Origin of the sequence: Ralstonia soli, assembly GCF_023955655.1 — a bacterium.
Taxonomy (GTDB): Bacteria; Pseudomonadota; Gammaproteobacteria; order Burkholderiales; family Burkholderiaceae; genus Ralstonia; species Ralstonia soli.
Map to the genome: position 1 here is coordinate 578566 of NZ_JAMXHT010000001.1, position 14357 is coordinate 592922.

Here is a 14357-nt window from a genome sequence, read left to right on the forward strand (position 1 = left end):
CGGGCTGGGCGCGTTGCTCATGGTGACCCGTCCCCAATTTCCCTGGTTTTCGTCACGCGGGCAGTCCCTTGCCCTGGCCGAAGACATCCTCCAATCCGGCGACATCAACATGGCATGACAGTTGCAGAACTGGAGCGATTTTTTTTCCAATCGCCGTTGCGACTGTCTAAAGGGGGAGAGCCGTTATGAAGAAGTTTGCTTACGCAGCCAGCCTTGTGCTACTGACCGGTGCCGCTGCCGGTGTGTGCCAATCCGCCATTGCCCAGACTGCGCCCGCCGCCGATGCACCGGCTGCCGCGCCCGCTCCGGCGCCTGCGCTCACCGCCAACGTCACGCTGGCCAGCCAGTACCGCTACCGCGGCATCATGCAGACCAACAACAAGCCCGCCATCCAGGGCGGTGTCGACTACGCGATTCCGGGCGGCGTGCTGCCCGAAGGCTTCTACGTCGGCAACTGGAACTCTTCGATCAGCTGGCTGGGGGATTCCAACCCGAACGTGTCGGCGCCGATCGAGATGGACTTCTACGGCGGCTACAAGACCGAGATCGTCAAGGATGTGCCCATCGACGTGGGCGTGCTGCAGTACTACTACCCGGGCAACTACCCGGGCGACTACACCCGCCCGCACACCACCGAAGGTTACGCGCAGATCGGCTACGGCCCGGTCACGTTCAAGTACTCGCACGCGTTCTCGAACCTGTTCGGCACGCCCGATTCGCACCACAGCCAGTACTTTGATCTGTCGGGCAACTTCGACACCGGCTTCTGGGGCCTGACGCTGAACCTGCACGTGGGCTACCAACAAGTGCCGCACCAGGCCGTGCGCGCCTCGTACACCGACTGGAAGGTCGGCGTGACGAAGGACTTCGGCAGCGGCTGGACGGCATCGCTGGCGTACATCGACACCAACGCATCGCGCGACTTCTACACCAACACGCGCGGCAACTACATGGGCAAGGCCACGGCGCTGCTGTCGGTCACCAAGACTTTCTAATCAACTAATGAGGCGAGGCGGCGCCCGTTGAGGAGTTGGGCGCCGTCATTCGAGGAGGAATCCAGCATGAAACTCATCATGGCCGTCATCAAGCCGTTCAAGCTCGACGAGGTCCGCGAGGCGCTGTCCGAAGTGGGCGTGTCGGGTATCACCGTGACCGAGGTCAAGGGCTTCGGTCGCCAGAAGGGCCACACCGAGCTGTATCGCGGCGCCGAGTACATCGTCGACTTCCTGCCTAAAGTGAAGATCGAAGTGGCCGTGCCCGACGACGTGCTCGACCGCGCAGTCGAAGCGATCGAAAAGTCTGCGCGCACCGGCAAGATCGGCGACGGCAAGATCTTCGTGGCCGACGTTGAACAAGTCATCCGCATCCGCACCGGCGAGACCGGCGGCGACGCTCTGTAAGCCCCAATCTGCCAAGGAAGAGGTCAAAACATGAAAACCTGGTTCACACGATTCCTGACCGCAGGGGCCGTTGTTGCGGTGCTCGCGGGCGCCGTGATGTCGGCACCTGCCGTCGCGCAGGACAAGCCGGCAGCGGAGGCCTCGGCGCCCGCTGCTGCCACCGCTGCAGCCGCTCCGGCGTCTGAAGCTGCTGCTGCACCGGCCGCTGCCGCTGCTGCCGCGCCCGCCGCTGCATCGGCACCGGCCGCCGCCACGCCCGTCCCCAACAAGGGCGACACGGCTTGGCTGCTGGTCTCCACCGCCTTCGTCATCCTGATGACGTTGCCGGGCCTGGCGCTGTTCTACGGCGGCCTGGTGCGCAAGAAGAACATGCTGTCGGTGCTGATGCAATGTACCGGCATCTTCTCGCTCATCATCATCCTGTGGGCCGTCTACGGTTACAGCTTCGCGTTCACCGAGGGCAACGCCTTCTTCGGTGGGCTCGATCGCCTGTTCCTGAAGGGCCTGACGCCGGATTCGGTGGCCGCCACCTTCAGCAAGGGTGTGGTGGTGCCGGAGTACGCGTACTTCGCCTTCCAGGGCGCGTTTGCCGCGATCACCTGCGCGCTGATCATCGGTGCCTTCGCCGAGCGTGCAAAGTTCTCGGCCGTGTTGCTGTTCGTGGTGCTATGGTTCACCTTCAGCTACCTGCCGATCGCTCACATGGTCTGGTTCTGGCCGGGTCCGGATGGCTTCACCGATGCCAAGGCGGCTGAGTTGATGACGTCCAAGTCGGGCTGGCTGTTCCAGAAGGGCGCGCTGGACTTTGCCGGCGGTACCGTGGTGCACATCAACGCCGCCGTGGCGGGCCTGGTGGGTGCCTTCCTGTTCGGCAAGCGCATCGGCTTCGGCCGTGAAGCCCTCAAGCCGCATAGCCTGACGCTGACCATGGTTGGTGCCTCGCTGCTGTGGTTCGGCTGGTTCGGCTTCAACGCCGGTTCGGCCCTGGAAGCCAACGGCAGCGCCGCACTGGCCTTCGTCAACACGCTGCTGGCTACCGCCGCTGCCGTGCTGTCGTGGAGCTTTGGCGAGTGGGTCGGCAAGAGCAAGCCGTCGATGCTGGGTGCAGCATCGGGTGCGGTGGCTGGCCTGGTGGCCATCACCCCGGCAGCCGGCTTCGTCGGCCCGATGGGCTCGATCGCGCTGGGCATCATCGCCGGCCTGCTGTGCCTGTGGGGCGTGAACGGCCTCAAGCGCATGCTGGGCATGGACGACACGCTCGACGTGTTCGGCGTGCACGGCGTGGGCGGTATCCTGGGCGCGCTGCTGACCGGCGTATTCGCGGCTCCGAGCCTGGGCGGCACCGGCATCTACGATTACGTTGCCAACAAGGTCGCTGACGACTACTCGATCGCCGGCCAGCTGTGGATTCAGTTCCAGGGCGTGCTGACCACGATCATCTGGTCGGGCGTGGTGGCCTTCATCTCGTACAAGATCGTCGACGCCGTCGTCGGTCTGCGCGTGCCGGAAGAAGAGGAGCGCGAAGGTCTGGACATCACGTCCCACGGCGAGACGGCATACGAAGACTGATCGTCCCGTCCGCCGCAATCAGGAAGAGACCCGGCCTCGCGCCGGGTTTTGCTGATTGCACCGAGTTTTATGGGCGAAATGGCGGCCTGACGCCGTTCGGTGAGCCGAGCGCCCTTAATTCCGATGTAAAAAACCTTCAATTGCCTCTCGTTATGCGGGCGCTTACATTGCAGACGTGGTTTCCTCCACCTGCAGAACGCTCCCCGTATCTGTCAGGCTATTCCCCAAGCGCGGCAGCCCCGCGCTTTTTTTTGTCCGCGTTTTTTGTGTGGCTTTGTGCAGTGCCGCACACTTCCTCTTGCGAAACCGCCTTCCGACCGCATATCGATAGCCCGCTATCGTTGGCGGGCTGTCTGCAAGCTATTGCCTGTTCCTCTACAATCGGAGTGGGCGATAAATAACATCAATAGGAAGGGTATGGTTCCGCACTTGATCACCGCGCTGAACGGGCCGCTGCTCGAGCTCGAGCAGAAGATTCTCGACGCCACGCCCGCCATCGAACGCTGGTTCCGCCTCGAATGGCAGGAACACACGCCGCCGTTCTACTGTTCCGTCGATCTGCGCAACGCCGGCTTCAAGCTCGCGCCGGTCGACACGAACCTGTTCCCGGGTGGCTTCAACAACCTGGCGCCCGAGATGCTGCCGCTGGCCGTGCAGGCCGCCATGGCCGCCATCGAGAAGATCTGCCCCGACGCCAAGAACCTGCTGCTGATCCCCGAGCGCCACACGCGCAACATGTTCTACCTGCAGAACGTCGCACGCCTGTCGCAGATCATGCGCCAGGCTGGCCTGAACGTGCGCCTGGGTTCGCTTTCTGACGACATTACCGAGCCGACCGCGATCGATTTGCCTGATGGCCAGCGCCTCGTGGTCGAGCCGATCAAGCGCATCGGCACCAAGGGCCGCCGCCTCGGCATGGAGGATTTCGATCCGTGTTCGATCCTGCTGAACAACGATCTGTCAGCCGGCGTGCCGCCCATCCTCGAGAACATCAACGAGCAATATCTGCTGCCACCGCTGCACGCGGGCTGGTCGCAGCGCCGCAAGACCAACCACTTTGCCGCCTACGACGAGGTGGCCAAGAAGTTTGCCAAGCTGATCGACATCGACCCGTGGATGGTCAACCCGTACTTCACCAAGTGCAGCGGGCTGGACTTCCATGAGCGCGCCGGCGAGGAAGAACTCGCCCATGCGGTCGAGACGGTGCTCAAGAAGACCGCCAAGAAGTACAAGGAATACGGCGTGACCGAGACCCCGTACGTGGTGGTCAAGGCCGACGCTGGCACCTACGGCATGGGCGTGATGACCGTGCGCGATCCGTCCGAGGTCAAAGGCCTGAACCGGAAAGAACGCAACAAGATGAGCGTGGTGAAGGAGGGCCTGGAGGTCTCCGAAGTGATCGTGCAGGAAGGCGTGCACACCTTCGAGAAGATCAACGAGGCCGTGGCCGAACCCGTCGTCTACATGATCGACCGCTATGTGGTGGGCGGTTTCTACCGGGTTCACACGGGCCGCGGCGTGGACGAAAATCTGAACGCGCCGGGCATGCATTTCGTGCCGCTGCCGTTTGCGTCGAACTCGCTGCCGGACAGCCATGCCAAGCCGGGCGCCGGCGAGCCGAACCGCTTCTATATGTACGGCGTGGTGGCGCGCCTGGCGCTGCTGGCCGCGTCGCTCGAACTCGAGAAGACCGATCCGAACCCGCTGATCTGATCAGCCGTACCACGCTGTAGAAGGAACCGCCATGCGCATCCTGTTCATCGTCGATCCGCTGTCGACGTTCAAGATCTACAAGGATTCCACCTTCGCGATGATGCGCGAGGCGGCCGCGCGCGGTTACGCCATCTTCACGTGCCTGCAGTCGCAACTCACGCTGGCGGGCAACGTGGTGGAAACCGTCGCCACGCCCATTGCCCTGACCGGCAAGGAAGACGATGGGCACGACTGGTACCGCGCGGGTGACGCACGCCTGCTGCCGCTCACCGGCTTTGACGCCGTGCTGATGCGCAAGGACCCGCCCTTCGACATGGAGTATGTCACCAGCACGTGGCTGCTCGAGATCGCCGAGCGGCAGGGTGCGCGCATCTTCAACAAGCCGCAGGCGATTCGGGATCATTCCGAGAAGCTGTCGATTGCGCAGTTTCGCGAGTTCACCGTGCCGACGATCGTGTCGCGCGATGCCAAGCGCCTGCGCGATTTCCACGCGGAGCAAGGCGACGTCATCTTCAAGCCGCTCGACGGCATGGGCGGCGCGGGCATCTTCCGCGTCGGGCCGGACGGCATGAACCTCGGCGCCGTTATCGAAACGCTGACCGACAACGGCGCGCGCACGATCATGGCCCAGCAGTACATCCCGGCCATCCGCGACGGCGACAAGCGCATCCTGCTGATCGGCGGATCGCCGGTGCCGCATTCGCTGGCACGCGTGCCGATGGCCGGTGAAGTGCGCGGCAACCTGGCGGCAGGGGGAACCGGGCGCGCGCAGCCGCTGTCGGAGCGTGATCAGGTGATTGCACATGCACTTGCGCCGGTGCTGTGGCAGCGCGGTTTGCTGCTGGTTGGCCTGGACGTCATCGGGGACTACCTCACCGAAGTCAACGTCACCAGCCCGACGTGCTTTCAGGAAATCACCCAGCAGACGGGCTTCAACGTGGCGGGGATGTTCATCGATGCGCTGGAGCGCGCCGTGGGCAAGGGCAGCGGACTGGGGCGTAAGCCAGCCTGACGGGGCGGCACGGCCCCTTCGCTGAGAGGCCTCCGCAAGGAGGCGATTCGCCACACCGGCGCACGATCGCCGCAAATGGCCCTGATACAATCGGCGTCATACCGATTCGCTTTTCGATCATGGCAGGGATTCTGATCATCGCTCATGCGCCGCTGGCCAGCGCACTGCGCGATTGCGCTGCACACGTGTATTGCGGCCAGCCCGAGCGGCTGGATGCAATCGACGTCCTGCCCGATGCCGAGCCGGCTACCGTGCTGGCCCAGGCGCGCGACAAGCTCGCCGGACTCATTGAAGGCAACGGCGCATTGGTGCTGACCGACATCTTCGGGGCTACGCCCGCCAACATCGCCTCGCGCCTGGCCGATCCGGGCCGGGTGCGCGTGCTGGCCGGCGTGAACCTGCCGATGCTGGTGCGCGCCATCTGCTACCGCACCGAGAAGCTGGATCAGCTCGCTGCCAAGGCTCTTGCCGGCGGCGCGCAAGGCGTACTGCAGGTCGGCTCGACAGCCGTTCAGAACCAGGTTGCCAACCATCCGGATAAATATGCTGCAGAGGGATATCACCATCATCAATAAGCTCGGGTTGCATGCCCGCGCTTCCGCCAAACTCACGCAGCTCGCCAGCAAGTTCGACAGCCAGATCAAGATGTCGCGCAACGGCCGCCAGGTCGACGCCAAAAGCATCATGGGCGTGATGATGCTGGCCGCCGGTATTGGCTCCACCGTCTCGCTGGAGATCGAAGGCCCCGACGAGCAGGCTGCCATGGATGGCCTCGTCGCCCTGATCAACGACCGCTTCGGCGAAGGCGAATAGCCCGCCAGTCCAACTCACCGCCGCCCTCGGCCAGCGCTCTATGCCCTTTACCCTGCACGGCATTCCGGTCTCGCGCGGTATCGCCATCGGCCGCGCCCACATGCTGGCGCGTGCGGCACTCGATGTGTCGCACTACCTTGTCGACGAAGACAAGCTCGATGCCGAAGTCGAGCGCCTGCGCAGTGCGCGTGCCACCGTGCGGGCCGAGCTGATCTCGCTCAAGGGCGACCTGCCCGTCGATGCGCCGGAAGAGATGGGCGCCTTCCTCGATGTGCACGCGATGATCCTGGATGACGCGTTGCTCTCGCAGGTGCCCGAGACGTTGATTCGCCAGCGCCGCTACAACGCAGAGTGGGCGCTCACAACGCAGCTCGAAGAGCTGATCCGCCAGTTCGGTGAAATCGAAGACGAGTACCTGCGTGAACGCAAGGCAGACATCGAGCAGGTGGTCGAGCGCATTTTGAAGGTGCTGGCCGGCGCGCCCGCGCTGGCGCCTGCCCCGGTGGCCGTCGGCTGCGATCCGGATGCCGGCATGATCGTTGTGGCGCATGACATCGCGCCGGCCGACATGCTGCAGTTCCGCGGTCAGACCTTTGCCGGCTTCGTGACCGACCTGGGCGGCCGCACCTCGCATACCGCCATCGTGGCGCGCAGCCTTGATATTCCGGCCGCCGTGGGCGTGCACAACGCCAGCACGCTGATCCGCCAGGATGACGTCATCGTCATCGATGGCGACAACGGCATCGTCATCGTCGATCCGAGCGCCTCCATCCTCGAGGAATACCGCCACCGGCGCAGCGAGAGCGAGTTGCAGAAGAAGCGTCTCGAGCGCTTGCGCCACACACCCACTGTCACGCTCGACGGCACGCAGATCGACCTGCTCGCCAACATCGAGATGCCCGAGGACTCCGCCACCGCCGTGAAGGCGGGCGCCGTGGGCGTGGGCCTGTTCCGCTCAGAATTCCTCTTCATGGGCCGGCGCGGCGCCCTACCCGATGAGGAAGAGCAGTTCCGCGCGTATCGCATGGCAGTTGAATCGATGATGGGCCTGCCTGTCACGATCCGTACCATCGACATCGGCGCCGACAAGCCGCTGGACGTCCGCGACGACGTGTTCGAGACCGCGCCCAATCCGGCGCTGGGCCTGCGTGCGATCCGCTGGTCGCTGTCGGAGCCGGCGATGTTCCTCACGCAACTGCGCGCGCTGCTGCGGGCCTCGGCTTTCGGGCCGGTGAAGATTCTCGTGCCGATGCTCGCACACGCGCGCGAGATCGATCAGACACTGGAACTGCTGGCGCGCGCCAAGGCCTCGCTCGACGCAGATGGCCTGGCCTACGATCCGTCGATCAAAGTCGGCGCCATGATCGAGATTCCGGCGGCCGTACTGATCCTGCCGGTGTTCCTCAAGCGCATGGATTTCTTGTCGATCGGCACGAACGACCTGATCCAATACACGCTCGCCATTGACCGCGCCGACAACGCCGTCGCGCATCTGTATGACCCGCTGCATCCGGCGGTGCTGCAGTTGATCGCGCGCACCATCCGCGAAGGGCATCTGGCCGGCAAGCCGGTGTCGGTGTGCGGCGAGATGGCCGGTGACGCCACCATGACCCGCCTGCTGCTCGGCATGGGTCTCACCGAGTTCTCGATGCACCCGTCGCAGCTGCTCAGCGTCAAGCAGCAGATCTTGCGCGCCGATCGGCCACGCCTGATGCGAGAGGCCGACCGCCTGCTGCACGCGTGCGAACCCACCGAAATCCAAGACGCCCTGGCAGCCCTGGCACGCGTCTGATCTCCGCCTGTCTCACGCGCCGGCCGTTGCGCTGGCGCATCGCCCCTTGCTGGGCATTCTCTCGTTAAGTGATTGAAATTTCACGTCTTTCGATGGAAAGACGGCTGGCGCGCACCTGCATGGCCCTCTTGTCCGGATGGGGTCGAACAAGAATTGTTCTCATTTCCATTCTCTGTTATTCTGGTCTCACAGCGCGTCCTGAGCGCTGCGGAGGAATACCGTGTACGTCTGCATCTGCAACCAAGTGACCGACCGCGAAATCCATGGCGCCGCCCGTCTGGGCGTGTCGACGATGGACGAACTCGCCGAAACGCTCGGCGTGGGTACCTGCTGCGGACAATGCCGGGACTGCGCCAAGCAGGTGCTCGCCGAAGCGGTGAGCTGCATCCCCGTCGACCAAGTGTTGGGCCGCGCAAGCACGCATGCCATAATCGAGCGTCGCGACGAGCCCGTCGCCAACGACCAAGCCGTCTCGGCCAGCGCGTTGGCTGCCTGACTCCCCGTTTTCCCCCTGTCTGTTTTCGCCGCGATCTGCCGCCCGGGCGCTCAGCCTCGGCGGCATGTGCTGTTTCTTGGGTCAGGCTCCGGGCTCGCCTTGAACGGACGCATGCGTGCGTCCATCACTGCAGTTGCACTTTGCTGGAGCCCCAAGAATGAAAGGCGATAAGAAGGTCATCCAATATCTGAACGCCCAGCTCAAGAACGAGCTGACTGCCATCAACCAATATTTCCTCCACGCGCGCATGTACGGCCACTGGGGGCTCAAGCGCATTGGGGATCACGAATACAAGGAGTCGATCGGCGAGATGAAGCACGCCGATCGCCTGATCGAGCGCATCCTGATGCTCGACGGCCTGCCTAACCTGCAGGACCTCGGCAAGATCTTCATCGGCCAGGACACCAAGGAAATCATTGAGTGCGACCTGAAGCTCGAGCGCGCCGCGCACGGCACGGTGGTCGAGGGCATCGCCTACTGTGAATCGGTCAAGGATTACGTGAGCCGCGAAATTCTCGTCGACATCCTGGACGACACCGAAGAGCACATCGACTGGCTGGAAACGCAGCTGGAGTTGATCGACAAGGTGGGTATCCAGAACTATCTGCAGTCGCAGATGGAGCCCGAGGGCGAGTAAGCCTCGTCAGAGGGCAAAAAAGAAGGAGGCCTTGGCCGCCTTTTTTCTTGCCTGCGTTTGGGCGCATCAGTGCGAGTTTTCGTGCGCTGCGCCGCAGACTGGGCACGACGCTTGGCGCGCCACGCGCATCGTCGTCCATTCCATCGACAGGCCGTCGAGCATGAGCAGGCGCCCGGCCAGCGAGCGGCCTATACCGGCGACCAGCTTGAGCGCCTCGGCCGCCTGCACGGTGCCCACCATGCCGACCAGCGGCGAGAACACGCCCATCGTTGCGCAGGCGACTTCCGGGGCGGGCTCGTCGGGTGGGAACAGGCACGCATAGCAAGGGCCGCCAGCGCGGCTGTCAAACACGCTGATCTGCCCGTCGAAACGGATGGCCGCCCCCGACACCAGCGGCACGCCCGCACGCACGCAGGCGAGGTTGGTGGCCTGGCGCGTGGCGAAGTTGTCGGAGCAGTCCAGCACCACGCTCACGCTCGAATTGGCCCCAGCCAGCAGGGCGCTGATGGCCTCGGCATCAAGCCGGCGTTGCACGGCATTCACGCGTACATCGGGGTTCAGCCGGGCGATGGCCTCTTGTGCTGACGCTACCTTCGGCTGCCCGACCGATTCGGTGGTGTGGAGGATCTGGCGCTGCAGGTTGGTCAGGTCGACCGTGTCGTCGTCGACGACGGTCAACGTGCCGATTCCCGCTGCCGCAAGGTAGGGCAGGGCCGCGGCACCCAGTCCACCCGCGCCGATGACCAGCGCATGGCCCTCAAGCAGGCGTGTCTGCCCCTCGATGCCGATTTCGTCGAGCAGGATATGGCGGGAGTAGCGCAGCAGTTGATCGTCGTTCATGGCGGTGCAATGAAAAAGGCCGTGCAGTGCACGGCCTCTAAGTTTGCCAGTGTTGGCCGATGTGTGTCTCAGCGGGCGCCGCTCGGCTCCGGTGCAGGGATTACACCGCTGGCCGGAACGTTGGGCTTCGGTGCTGCCGGTTCGGAAGCCGGCGCGGCCTTGCCCTTGGGCAGCTTCGCAGGGTTGCTCGATTCCTTGGCCGCCGGCGACTTCACCGCCTTGTCTGGCACCGCAGCAGCGGCGCTCTCCAGCACCGACTTCGAGCGCTTGACCGGCTGACCCTTCAGGTCGGCAACGGCCTGCTGCAGCATGAAGTCGTCAGCCGAACCGAACTCGATCGGCTTCTTGTTGCGTTCCTTCTCGCGCTGCTCGGGCGTCTTCTTGGCGTTTTCTTCTTCCAGGCGACGCAGCTCTTCGACGCGACGCTTTTCGCGCTCGGTCATCTCGCTCTCTTCCGACTCCTGCTTGTTGTGCAGGTGGCGCTCGGTGTCGATCTCGCGGGTGATCAGCGCGTCGTCCGGGTCGCCGTCCGGGTTCTGGTCAACCGGAATATCCGGGCGGATGCCCTTGGCCTGGATCGACTTGCCCGACGGCGTGTAGTAGTACGCAATGGTCAGCTTGATGCCGGTGTCATTCGACAGCGGACGCACCGTCTGCACCGAGCCCTTGCCGAAGGTCGTCTTGCCCATCGTCTTGGCTCGGTGGTGATCCTGCAGCGCGCCGGCCACGATCTCCGAGGCGGAGGCCGTGTAGGCGTTGGTCAGCACGATGATCGGCACGGTCTTGAACTCGGGGTCGAGGCCCGCCAGCGGGTCGGAATCGAAGTTGCTCAGGCGGTAGTTGGCGAAGGTCGCCTTGTATGTGCGCTTGGCATCCGGCACCTGGCCGTTGGTCGAGACCACCGTCACGTCCGGCGGCAAGAATGCGGCCGATACGCCAACTGCGGCTTGCAGCACGCCGCCGCCGTTGTTGCGCAGATCCAGGATCAGGCCCTTCAGGTGGCCGTCCTGCTTGGCCAGGTCGTTCAGCTTCTTGGCCAGGTCCGGCACGGTGCGTTCCTGGAAGCTGGTGATGCGCACCCAGGCGATGCCGTTGTCCAGCATCTTGGCCTTGACCGACTGCACTTGAATTTCCGCGCGGGTGATCGTCAGCGGGAAGGTGCGCTCTTCCTTCTTGCGGTAGATCGTGAGCGTGACCTTGGTGCCCGGCGCGCCGCGCATGCGCTTGACAGCCTGCTCCAGCGGCATGCCGCGCACGGGTTTGTCGTCGATACGGGTGATCAGGTCGCCCGGCTGCACGCCGGCGCGGAAGGCGGGGGTGTCTTCGATCGGGTTGATGACCTTGACCAGGCCTTCTTCCTGCGAGATCTCGATGCCCAGACCGGCGAAGCGGCCCTGGGTCCCTTCCTGCAGCTCCTGGAAGTCCTTCTTGTCCAGGTAGGCCGAATGCGGGTCGAGGCTGGCGACCATGCCCTTGATGGCTTCGGTCAGCAGCTTGTCGTCATCCACCGGCTCAACGTATTCGCGCTTGATCTGGCCGAAGATGTCGGCCATGAGCCTGAGCTTCTCCAGCGGAAGCGGCCCGACCGTCGCGTTCTGCGCGGTGGCGGAGAGCTGGAGCGTCGCCAGAACCCCGGTGACGAGGCCAATGGCGATCAGGCTGATGTTCTTGAGCGAAGTTCGCATGTGTCGAGGACGGTGGGAACAATAGATAAACATGACCCGGGAGGGCTTGCGCTCATCCCGGGTTACAGGCTTCGACAGTATAAAGGCGTTGAGGTGCCCAGCGCCTTGTTACGCCTTATTTCGACTTGCCCTGGCTGGCCACCGCCGCGAGCGACGCGGCAATCGCTTCCTGGTCGCCCAGGTAGTAGTGGCGGATCGGCTTGAGGTTGGCGTCGAGCTCGTACACCAGCGGCGTGCCGTTGGGGATGTTCAGGCCGACGATGTCTGCGTCGGAAATGCCGTCCAGGTACTTCACCAGCGCGCGGATGCTGTTGCCGTGCGCGGCAATGACGACGCGCTTGCCGCTCTGGATGGCCGGGGCGATGGACTCCTCCCACAGCGGCATCACACGGGCCACGGTGTCCTTCAGGCATTCGGTCAGGGGTACCTGCTCGCGCGACAGGCCCGCGTAGCGCGGGTTGCCGAAGGCGTCGTTCTCAGCGCCGGGCTCGAGGGCGGGCGGCGGCGTGTCGTAGCTGCGACGCCAGATCAGGACTTGCTCGTCGCCGAACTTGGCGGCGGTCTCGGCCTTGTTCAGGCCCGACAGCGCGCCGTAGTGGCGCTCGTTCAGGCGCCATTCGTTGCGGGTCGGGATCCACATCAGGTCCATTTCATCCTGCACGTGCCACAGCGTGCGGATCGCGCGCTTGAGCACCGAGGTGTAGGCCAGGTCGAAGGTGAAGCCGGCTTCGCGCAGCAGGCGGCCGCCTTGGCGGGCCTGGGCGACGCCCGTGTCGGTCAGGTCGACGTCGACCCAGCCGGTGAAGCGGTTCTCCAGATTCCACGTCGATTCGCCGTGGCGGATGAGGACGAGCTTATGCATGACTGCCATGATGAGAAGTGAGAAAACCTGCACGCGGCCATTCATCGTACGGCCGCCGAAACCGGCTATTTTATAATGCCGCCGGCGTTGGCCCTCCGAACCGTTCGGATGAGGCCCAGCCGACCCATCCAGGAAACCGATACCGTGAAGTTCTTCGCCGATTACAACAACCTCGCACTGCTTGCCGTCGCCATCGTTTCGGGCCTGCTGTTGATCTGGGCGCCCATCCAGCGCCGCATTGCGGGCGGCGGTGGTGCCAAGGTGAGCGCCTCGGCGGCCACCCAGCTCATCAACCGTCGCAATGCCGTGGTGGTGGATGTGCGCGAAAGCGGTGAATACGCCGCCGGCCATCTGCCGCAAGCCAAGCACGCGCCGCTCGGTGAGTTGGAAGGCAAGGCAGCCGGCCTTGCAAAGAACAAAGAGACCCCCATCATCCTCGTATGCCAGACCGGCCAGCGCGCCGGGCGGGCGCAAGCAGTCCTGAAGCAGGCCGGTTACAGTGAGGTGTATTCGCTCGAGGGCGGATTGGCCGCCTGGCAGCAGGCCGGTCTTCCGGTTGTGAAATAAAGAAACGAGGTTTGAAGTATGGCGCACGTGGTCATGTACAGCACCACCGTCTGCCCCTATTGCGTGGCAGCGGAACGACTCCTGAAGCAGCGTGGTGTCGAGCAGATCGAGAAGATCCTGATCGACCGAGAGCCCGGCAGGCGCGAAGAGATGATGACGCGCACGAACCGCCGCACCGTCCCGCAGATCTACATTGACGACCGCCACATCGGCGGCTTTGATGACTTGTCTGCACTGGACCGCGAGGGTGGTCTGGTGCCGCTGCTGGCGGCATAAGCGCCACCGCGCCGCACCAAAGCGCCGCACCAAACGCCCGGGTCGACCGGGCGTTGTACTTTTAGGCCGGCTCCCAATGGCGGGCAGCATGGCGTCATGTACCATACGCGTCTTGCGCGTCGGGCCGCATCCGGCGCGCACTGACCACACATCTATTTGAAGGCGAGTCATGAGCGACCAGCAACAACAGCAACCGGGCCAGGATGGCCAGCCGTTCTTCAACATTCAGCGCGTCTACCTGAAGGACCTGTCGCTGGAACAGCCGAACTCGCCGCACATCTTCCTTGAGCAAGAGCAACCGACGGTGGAAGTGCAGGTGGACGTGTCCGCTTCGCAACTGGCCGAAGGCGTGTTTGAAGTGGTCGTCATCGGTACGGTCACCACCAAGGTCAAGGAAAAGGTCGCCTTCCTGGTGGAAGCCAAGCAAGCCGGCATCTTCGACATCCGCAACGTGCCGGCCGAGCAGATGGACCCGCTGCTGGGCATCGCCTGCCCGACCATCGTGTACCCGTACCTGCGCTCGAACATTGCCGACACCATCGGCCGCGCAGGCTTCCAGCCGATCCACCTGGCCGAGATCAATTTCCAGGCCCTGTACGAGCAGCGCCTGGCGGCCGCCATGGAAGAAGCGCAAGCTGCCGGCGGCAACGCGGGTCTGGTGATGCCGGACGGCTCGAAGGCCACGCACTAAATAC

The 14357-nt window shown here is 64.1% G+C and carries 16 protein-coding genes; 13 read left to right on the forward strand and 3 right to left on the reverse strand.

The window, feature by feature from the left end; all coding sequences use genetic code 11:
* Positions 1 to 185: 185 nt before the first annotated feature.
* The 10 genes from NG900_RS02675 (at position 186) to bfr (ending at position 9432) form a co-directional block, all read left to right on the forward strand.
* Positions 186 to 995, forward strand: coding sequence for a TorF family putative porin (locus tag NG900_RS02675; RefSeq protein WP_252676408.1), 810 nt, complete (start codon positions 186 to 188; stop codon positions 993 to 995).
* A gap of 66 nt (positions 996 to 1061) precedes the next feature.
* Positions 1062 to 1400 carry a P-II family nitrogen regulator gene (locus NG900_RS02680; RefSeq protein ID WP_252676410.1) on the forward strand — a complete coding sequence of 113 codons (339 nt, stop codon included), beginning with the start codon at positions 1062 to 1064 and terminating at the stop codon, positions 1398 to 1400.
* 30 nt (positions 1401 to 1430) lie between these two features.
* Positions 1431 to 2969, forward strand: a complete 1539-nt coding sequence (locus NG900_RS02685; RefSeq protein ID WP_252676412.1) for an ammonium transporter — start codon at positions 1431 to 1433, stop codon at positions 2967 to 2969.
* A gap of 417 nt (positions 2970 to 3386) precedes the next feature.
* Complete coding sequence (gene gshA / locus NG900_RS02690) at positions 3387 to 4682, forward strand: glutamate--cysteine ligase (protein ID WP_252676414.1); 1296 nt, start codon at positions 3387 to 3389, stop codon at positions 4680 to 4682.
* Positions 4683 to 4713: 31 nt separating this feature from the next.
* On the forward strand, positions 4714 to 5694 hold the full coding sequence (gene gshB, locus NG900_RS02695; RefSeq protein ID WP_252676416.1) for a glutathione synthase: 981 nt from the start codon (positions 4714 to 4716) through the stop codon (positions 5692 to 5694).
* A gap of 119 nt (positions 5695 to 5813) precedes the next feature.
* Positions 5814 to 6269 (forward strand): PTS sugar transporter subunit IIA, encoded by a 456-nt coding sequence (locus NG900_RS02700; protein ID WP_252676418.1) that lies wholly within the window; start codon positions 5814 to 5816, stop codon positions 6267 to 6269.
* A complete protein-coding gene (locus NG900_RS02705) occupies positions 6238 to 6507 on the forward strand; it encodes an HPr family phosphocarrier protein (RefSeq protein ID WP_252676420.1) in 270 nt (89 codons plus the stop codon). Before NG900_RS02700 ends, NG900_RS02705 begins: the two co-directional genes overlap by 32 nt.
* A 40-nt stretch (positions 6508 to 6547) precedes the next feature.
* Positions 6548 to 8299 carry a phosphoenolpyruvate--protein phosphotransferase gene (ptsP, locus tag NG900_RS02710; protein ID WP_252676421.1) on the forward strand — a complete coding sequence of 584 codons (1752 nt, stop codon included), beginning with the start codon at positions 6548 to 6550 and terminating at the stop codon, positions 8297 to 8299.
* Between the two features lie 220 nt (positions 8300 to 8519).
* Positions 8520 to 8795, forward strand: coding sequence for a (2Fe-2S)-binding protein (locus NG900_RS02715; protein WP_252676423.1), 276 nt, complete (start codon positions 8520 to 8522; stop codon positions 8793 to 8795).
* Between the two features lie 157 nt (positions 8796 to 8952).
* Positions 8953 to 9432, forward strand: a complete 480-nt coding sequence (gene bfr / locus NG900_RS02720; protein ID WP_004637092.1) for a bacterioferritin — start codon at positions 8953 to 8955, stop codon at positions 9430 to 9432.
* A gap of 66 nt (positions 9433 to 9498) precedes the next feature.
* On the opposite strand, the gene NG900_RS02725 is transcribed toward bfr, so the two are convergent.
* The 3 genes from NG900_RS02725 to gpmA form a co-directional block, all read right to left on the reverse strand.
* Positions 9499 to 10272 (reverse strand): HesA/MoeB/ThiF family protein, encoded by a 774-nt coding sequence (locus tag NG900_RS02725; RefSeq protein WP_252676425.1) that lies wholly within the window; start codon positions 10270 to 10272, stop codon positions 9499 to 9501.
* 68 nt (positions 10273 to 10340) lie between these two features.
* The gene (locus NG900_RS02730; protein WP_252676427.1) at positions 10341 to 11957 is read right to left on the reverse strand and encodes a S41 family peptidase; all 1617 of its coding nucleotides are present in this window, start codon (positions 11955 to 11957) and stop codon (positions 10341 to 10343) included.
* Between the two features lie 115 nt (positions 11958 to 12072).
* Positions 12073 to 12819 (reverse strand): 2,3-diphosphoglycerate-dependent phosphoglycerate mutase, encoded by a 747-nt coding sequence (gpmA, locus tag NG900_RS02735; protein ID WP_252676430.1) that lies wholly within the window; start codon positions 12817 to 12819, stop codon positions 12073 to 12075.
* Between the two features lie 144 nt (positions 12820 to 12963).
* Between gpmA and NG900_RS02740 the strand changes: the two genes are divergently transcribed.
* The 3 genes from NG900_RS02740 to secB all read left to right on the forward strand — a co-directional run bounded on the left by NG900_RS02740 (position 12964) and on the right by secB (position 14353).
* Entirely contained in the window at positions 12964 to 13386 is a 423-nt protein-coding gene (locus tag NG900_RS02740) for a rhodanese-like domain-containing protein (RefSeq protein WP_252676432.1), read from the forward strand.
* A gap of 18 nt (positions 13387 to 13404) precedes the next feature.
* Complete coding sequence (gene grxC, locus NG900_RS02745; protein WP_252676434.1) at positions 13405 to 13662, forward strand: glutaredoxin 3; 258 nt, start codon at positions 13405 to 13407, stop codon at positions 13660 to 13662.
* Positions 13663 to 13831: 169 nt separating this feature from the next.
* On the forward strand, positions 13832 to 14353 hold the full coding sequence (gene secB, locus NG900_RS02750) for a protein-export chaperone SecB (protein WP_252676436.1): 522 nt from the start codon (positions 13832 to 13834) through the stop codon (positions 14351 to 14353).
* Positions 14354 to 14357 lie beyond the last annotated feature (4 nt).

What these genes read in the sequence shown, in the direction of transcription:
- NG900_RS02675 (WP_252676408.1), top strand. Translation starts at nt 186, where the DNA reads ATGAAGAAGTTTGCTTACGCAGCCAGCCTTGTGCTACTGACCGGTGCC.
- NG900_RS02680 (WP_252676410.1), top strand. Translation starts at nt 1,062, where the DNA reads ATGAAACTCATCATGGCCGTCATCAAGCCGTTCAAGCTCGACGAGGTC.
- NG900_RS02685 (WP_252676412.1), top strand. Translation starts at nt 1,431, where the DNA reads ATGAAAACCTGGTTCACACGATTCCTGACCGCAGGGGCCGTTGTTGCG.
- gshA (WP_252676414.1), top strand. Translation starts at nt 3,387, where the DNA reads ATGGTTCCGCACTTGATCACCGCGCTGAACGGGCCGCTGCTCGAGCTC.
- gshB (WP_252676416.1), top strand. Translation starts at nt 4,714, where the DNA reads ATGCGCATCCTGTTCATCGTCGATCCGCTGTCGACGTTCAAGATCTAC.
- NG900_RS02700 (WP_252676418.1), top strand. Translation starts at nt 5,814, where the DNA reads ATGGCAGGGATTCTGATCATCGCTCATGCGCCGCTGGCCAGCGCACTG.
- NG900_RS02705 (WP_252676420.1), top strand. Translation starts at nt 6,238, where the DNA reads ATGCTGCAGAGGGATATCACCATCATCAATAAGCTCGGGTTGCATGCC.
- ptsP (WP_252676421.1), top strand. Translation starts at nt 6,548, where the DNA reads ATGCCCTTTACCCTGCACGGCATTCCGGTCTCGCGCGGTATCGCCATC.
- bfr (WP_004637092.1), top strand. Translation starts at nt 8,953, where the DNA reads ATGAAAGGCGATAAGAAGGTCATCCAATATCTGAACGCCCAGCTCAAG.
- NG900_RS02725 (WP_252676425.1), bottom strand. Translation starts at nt 10,272, where the DNA reads ATGAACGACGATCAACTGCTGCGCTACTCCCGCCATATCCTGCTCGAC.
- NG900_RS02730 (WP_252676427.1), bottom strand. Translation starts at nt 11,957, where the DNA reads ATGCGAACTTCGCTCAAGAACATCAGCCTGATCGCCATTGGCCTCGTC.
- gpmA (WP_252676430.1), bottom strand. Translation starts at nt 12,819, where the DNA reads ATGCATAAGCTCGTCCTCATCCGCCACGGCGAATCGACGTGGAATCTG.
- grxC (WP_252676434.1), top strand. Translation starts at nt 13,405, where the DNA reads ATGGCGCACGTGGTCATGTACAGCACCACCGTCTGCCCCTATTGCGTG.
- secB (WP_252676436.1), top strand. Translation starts at nt 13,832, where the DNA reads ATGAGCGACCAGCAACAACAGCAACCGGGCCAGGATGGCCAGCCGTTC.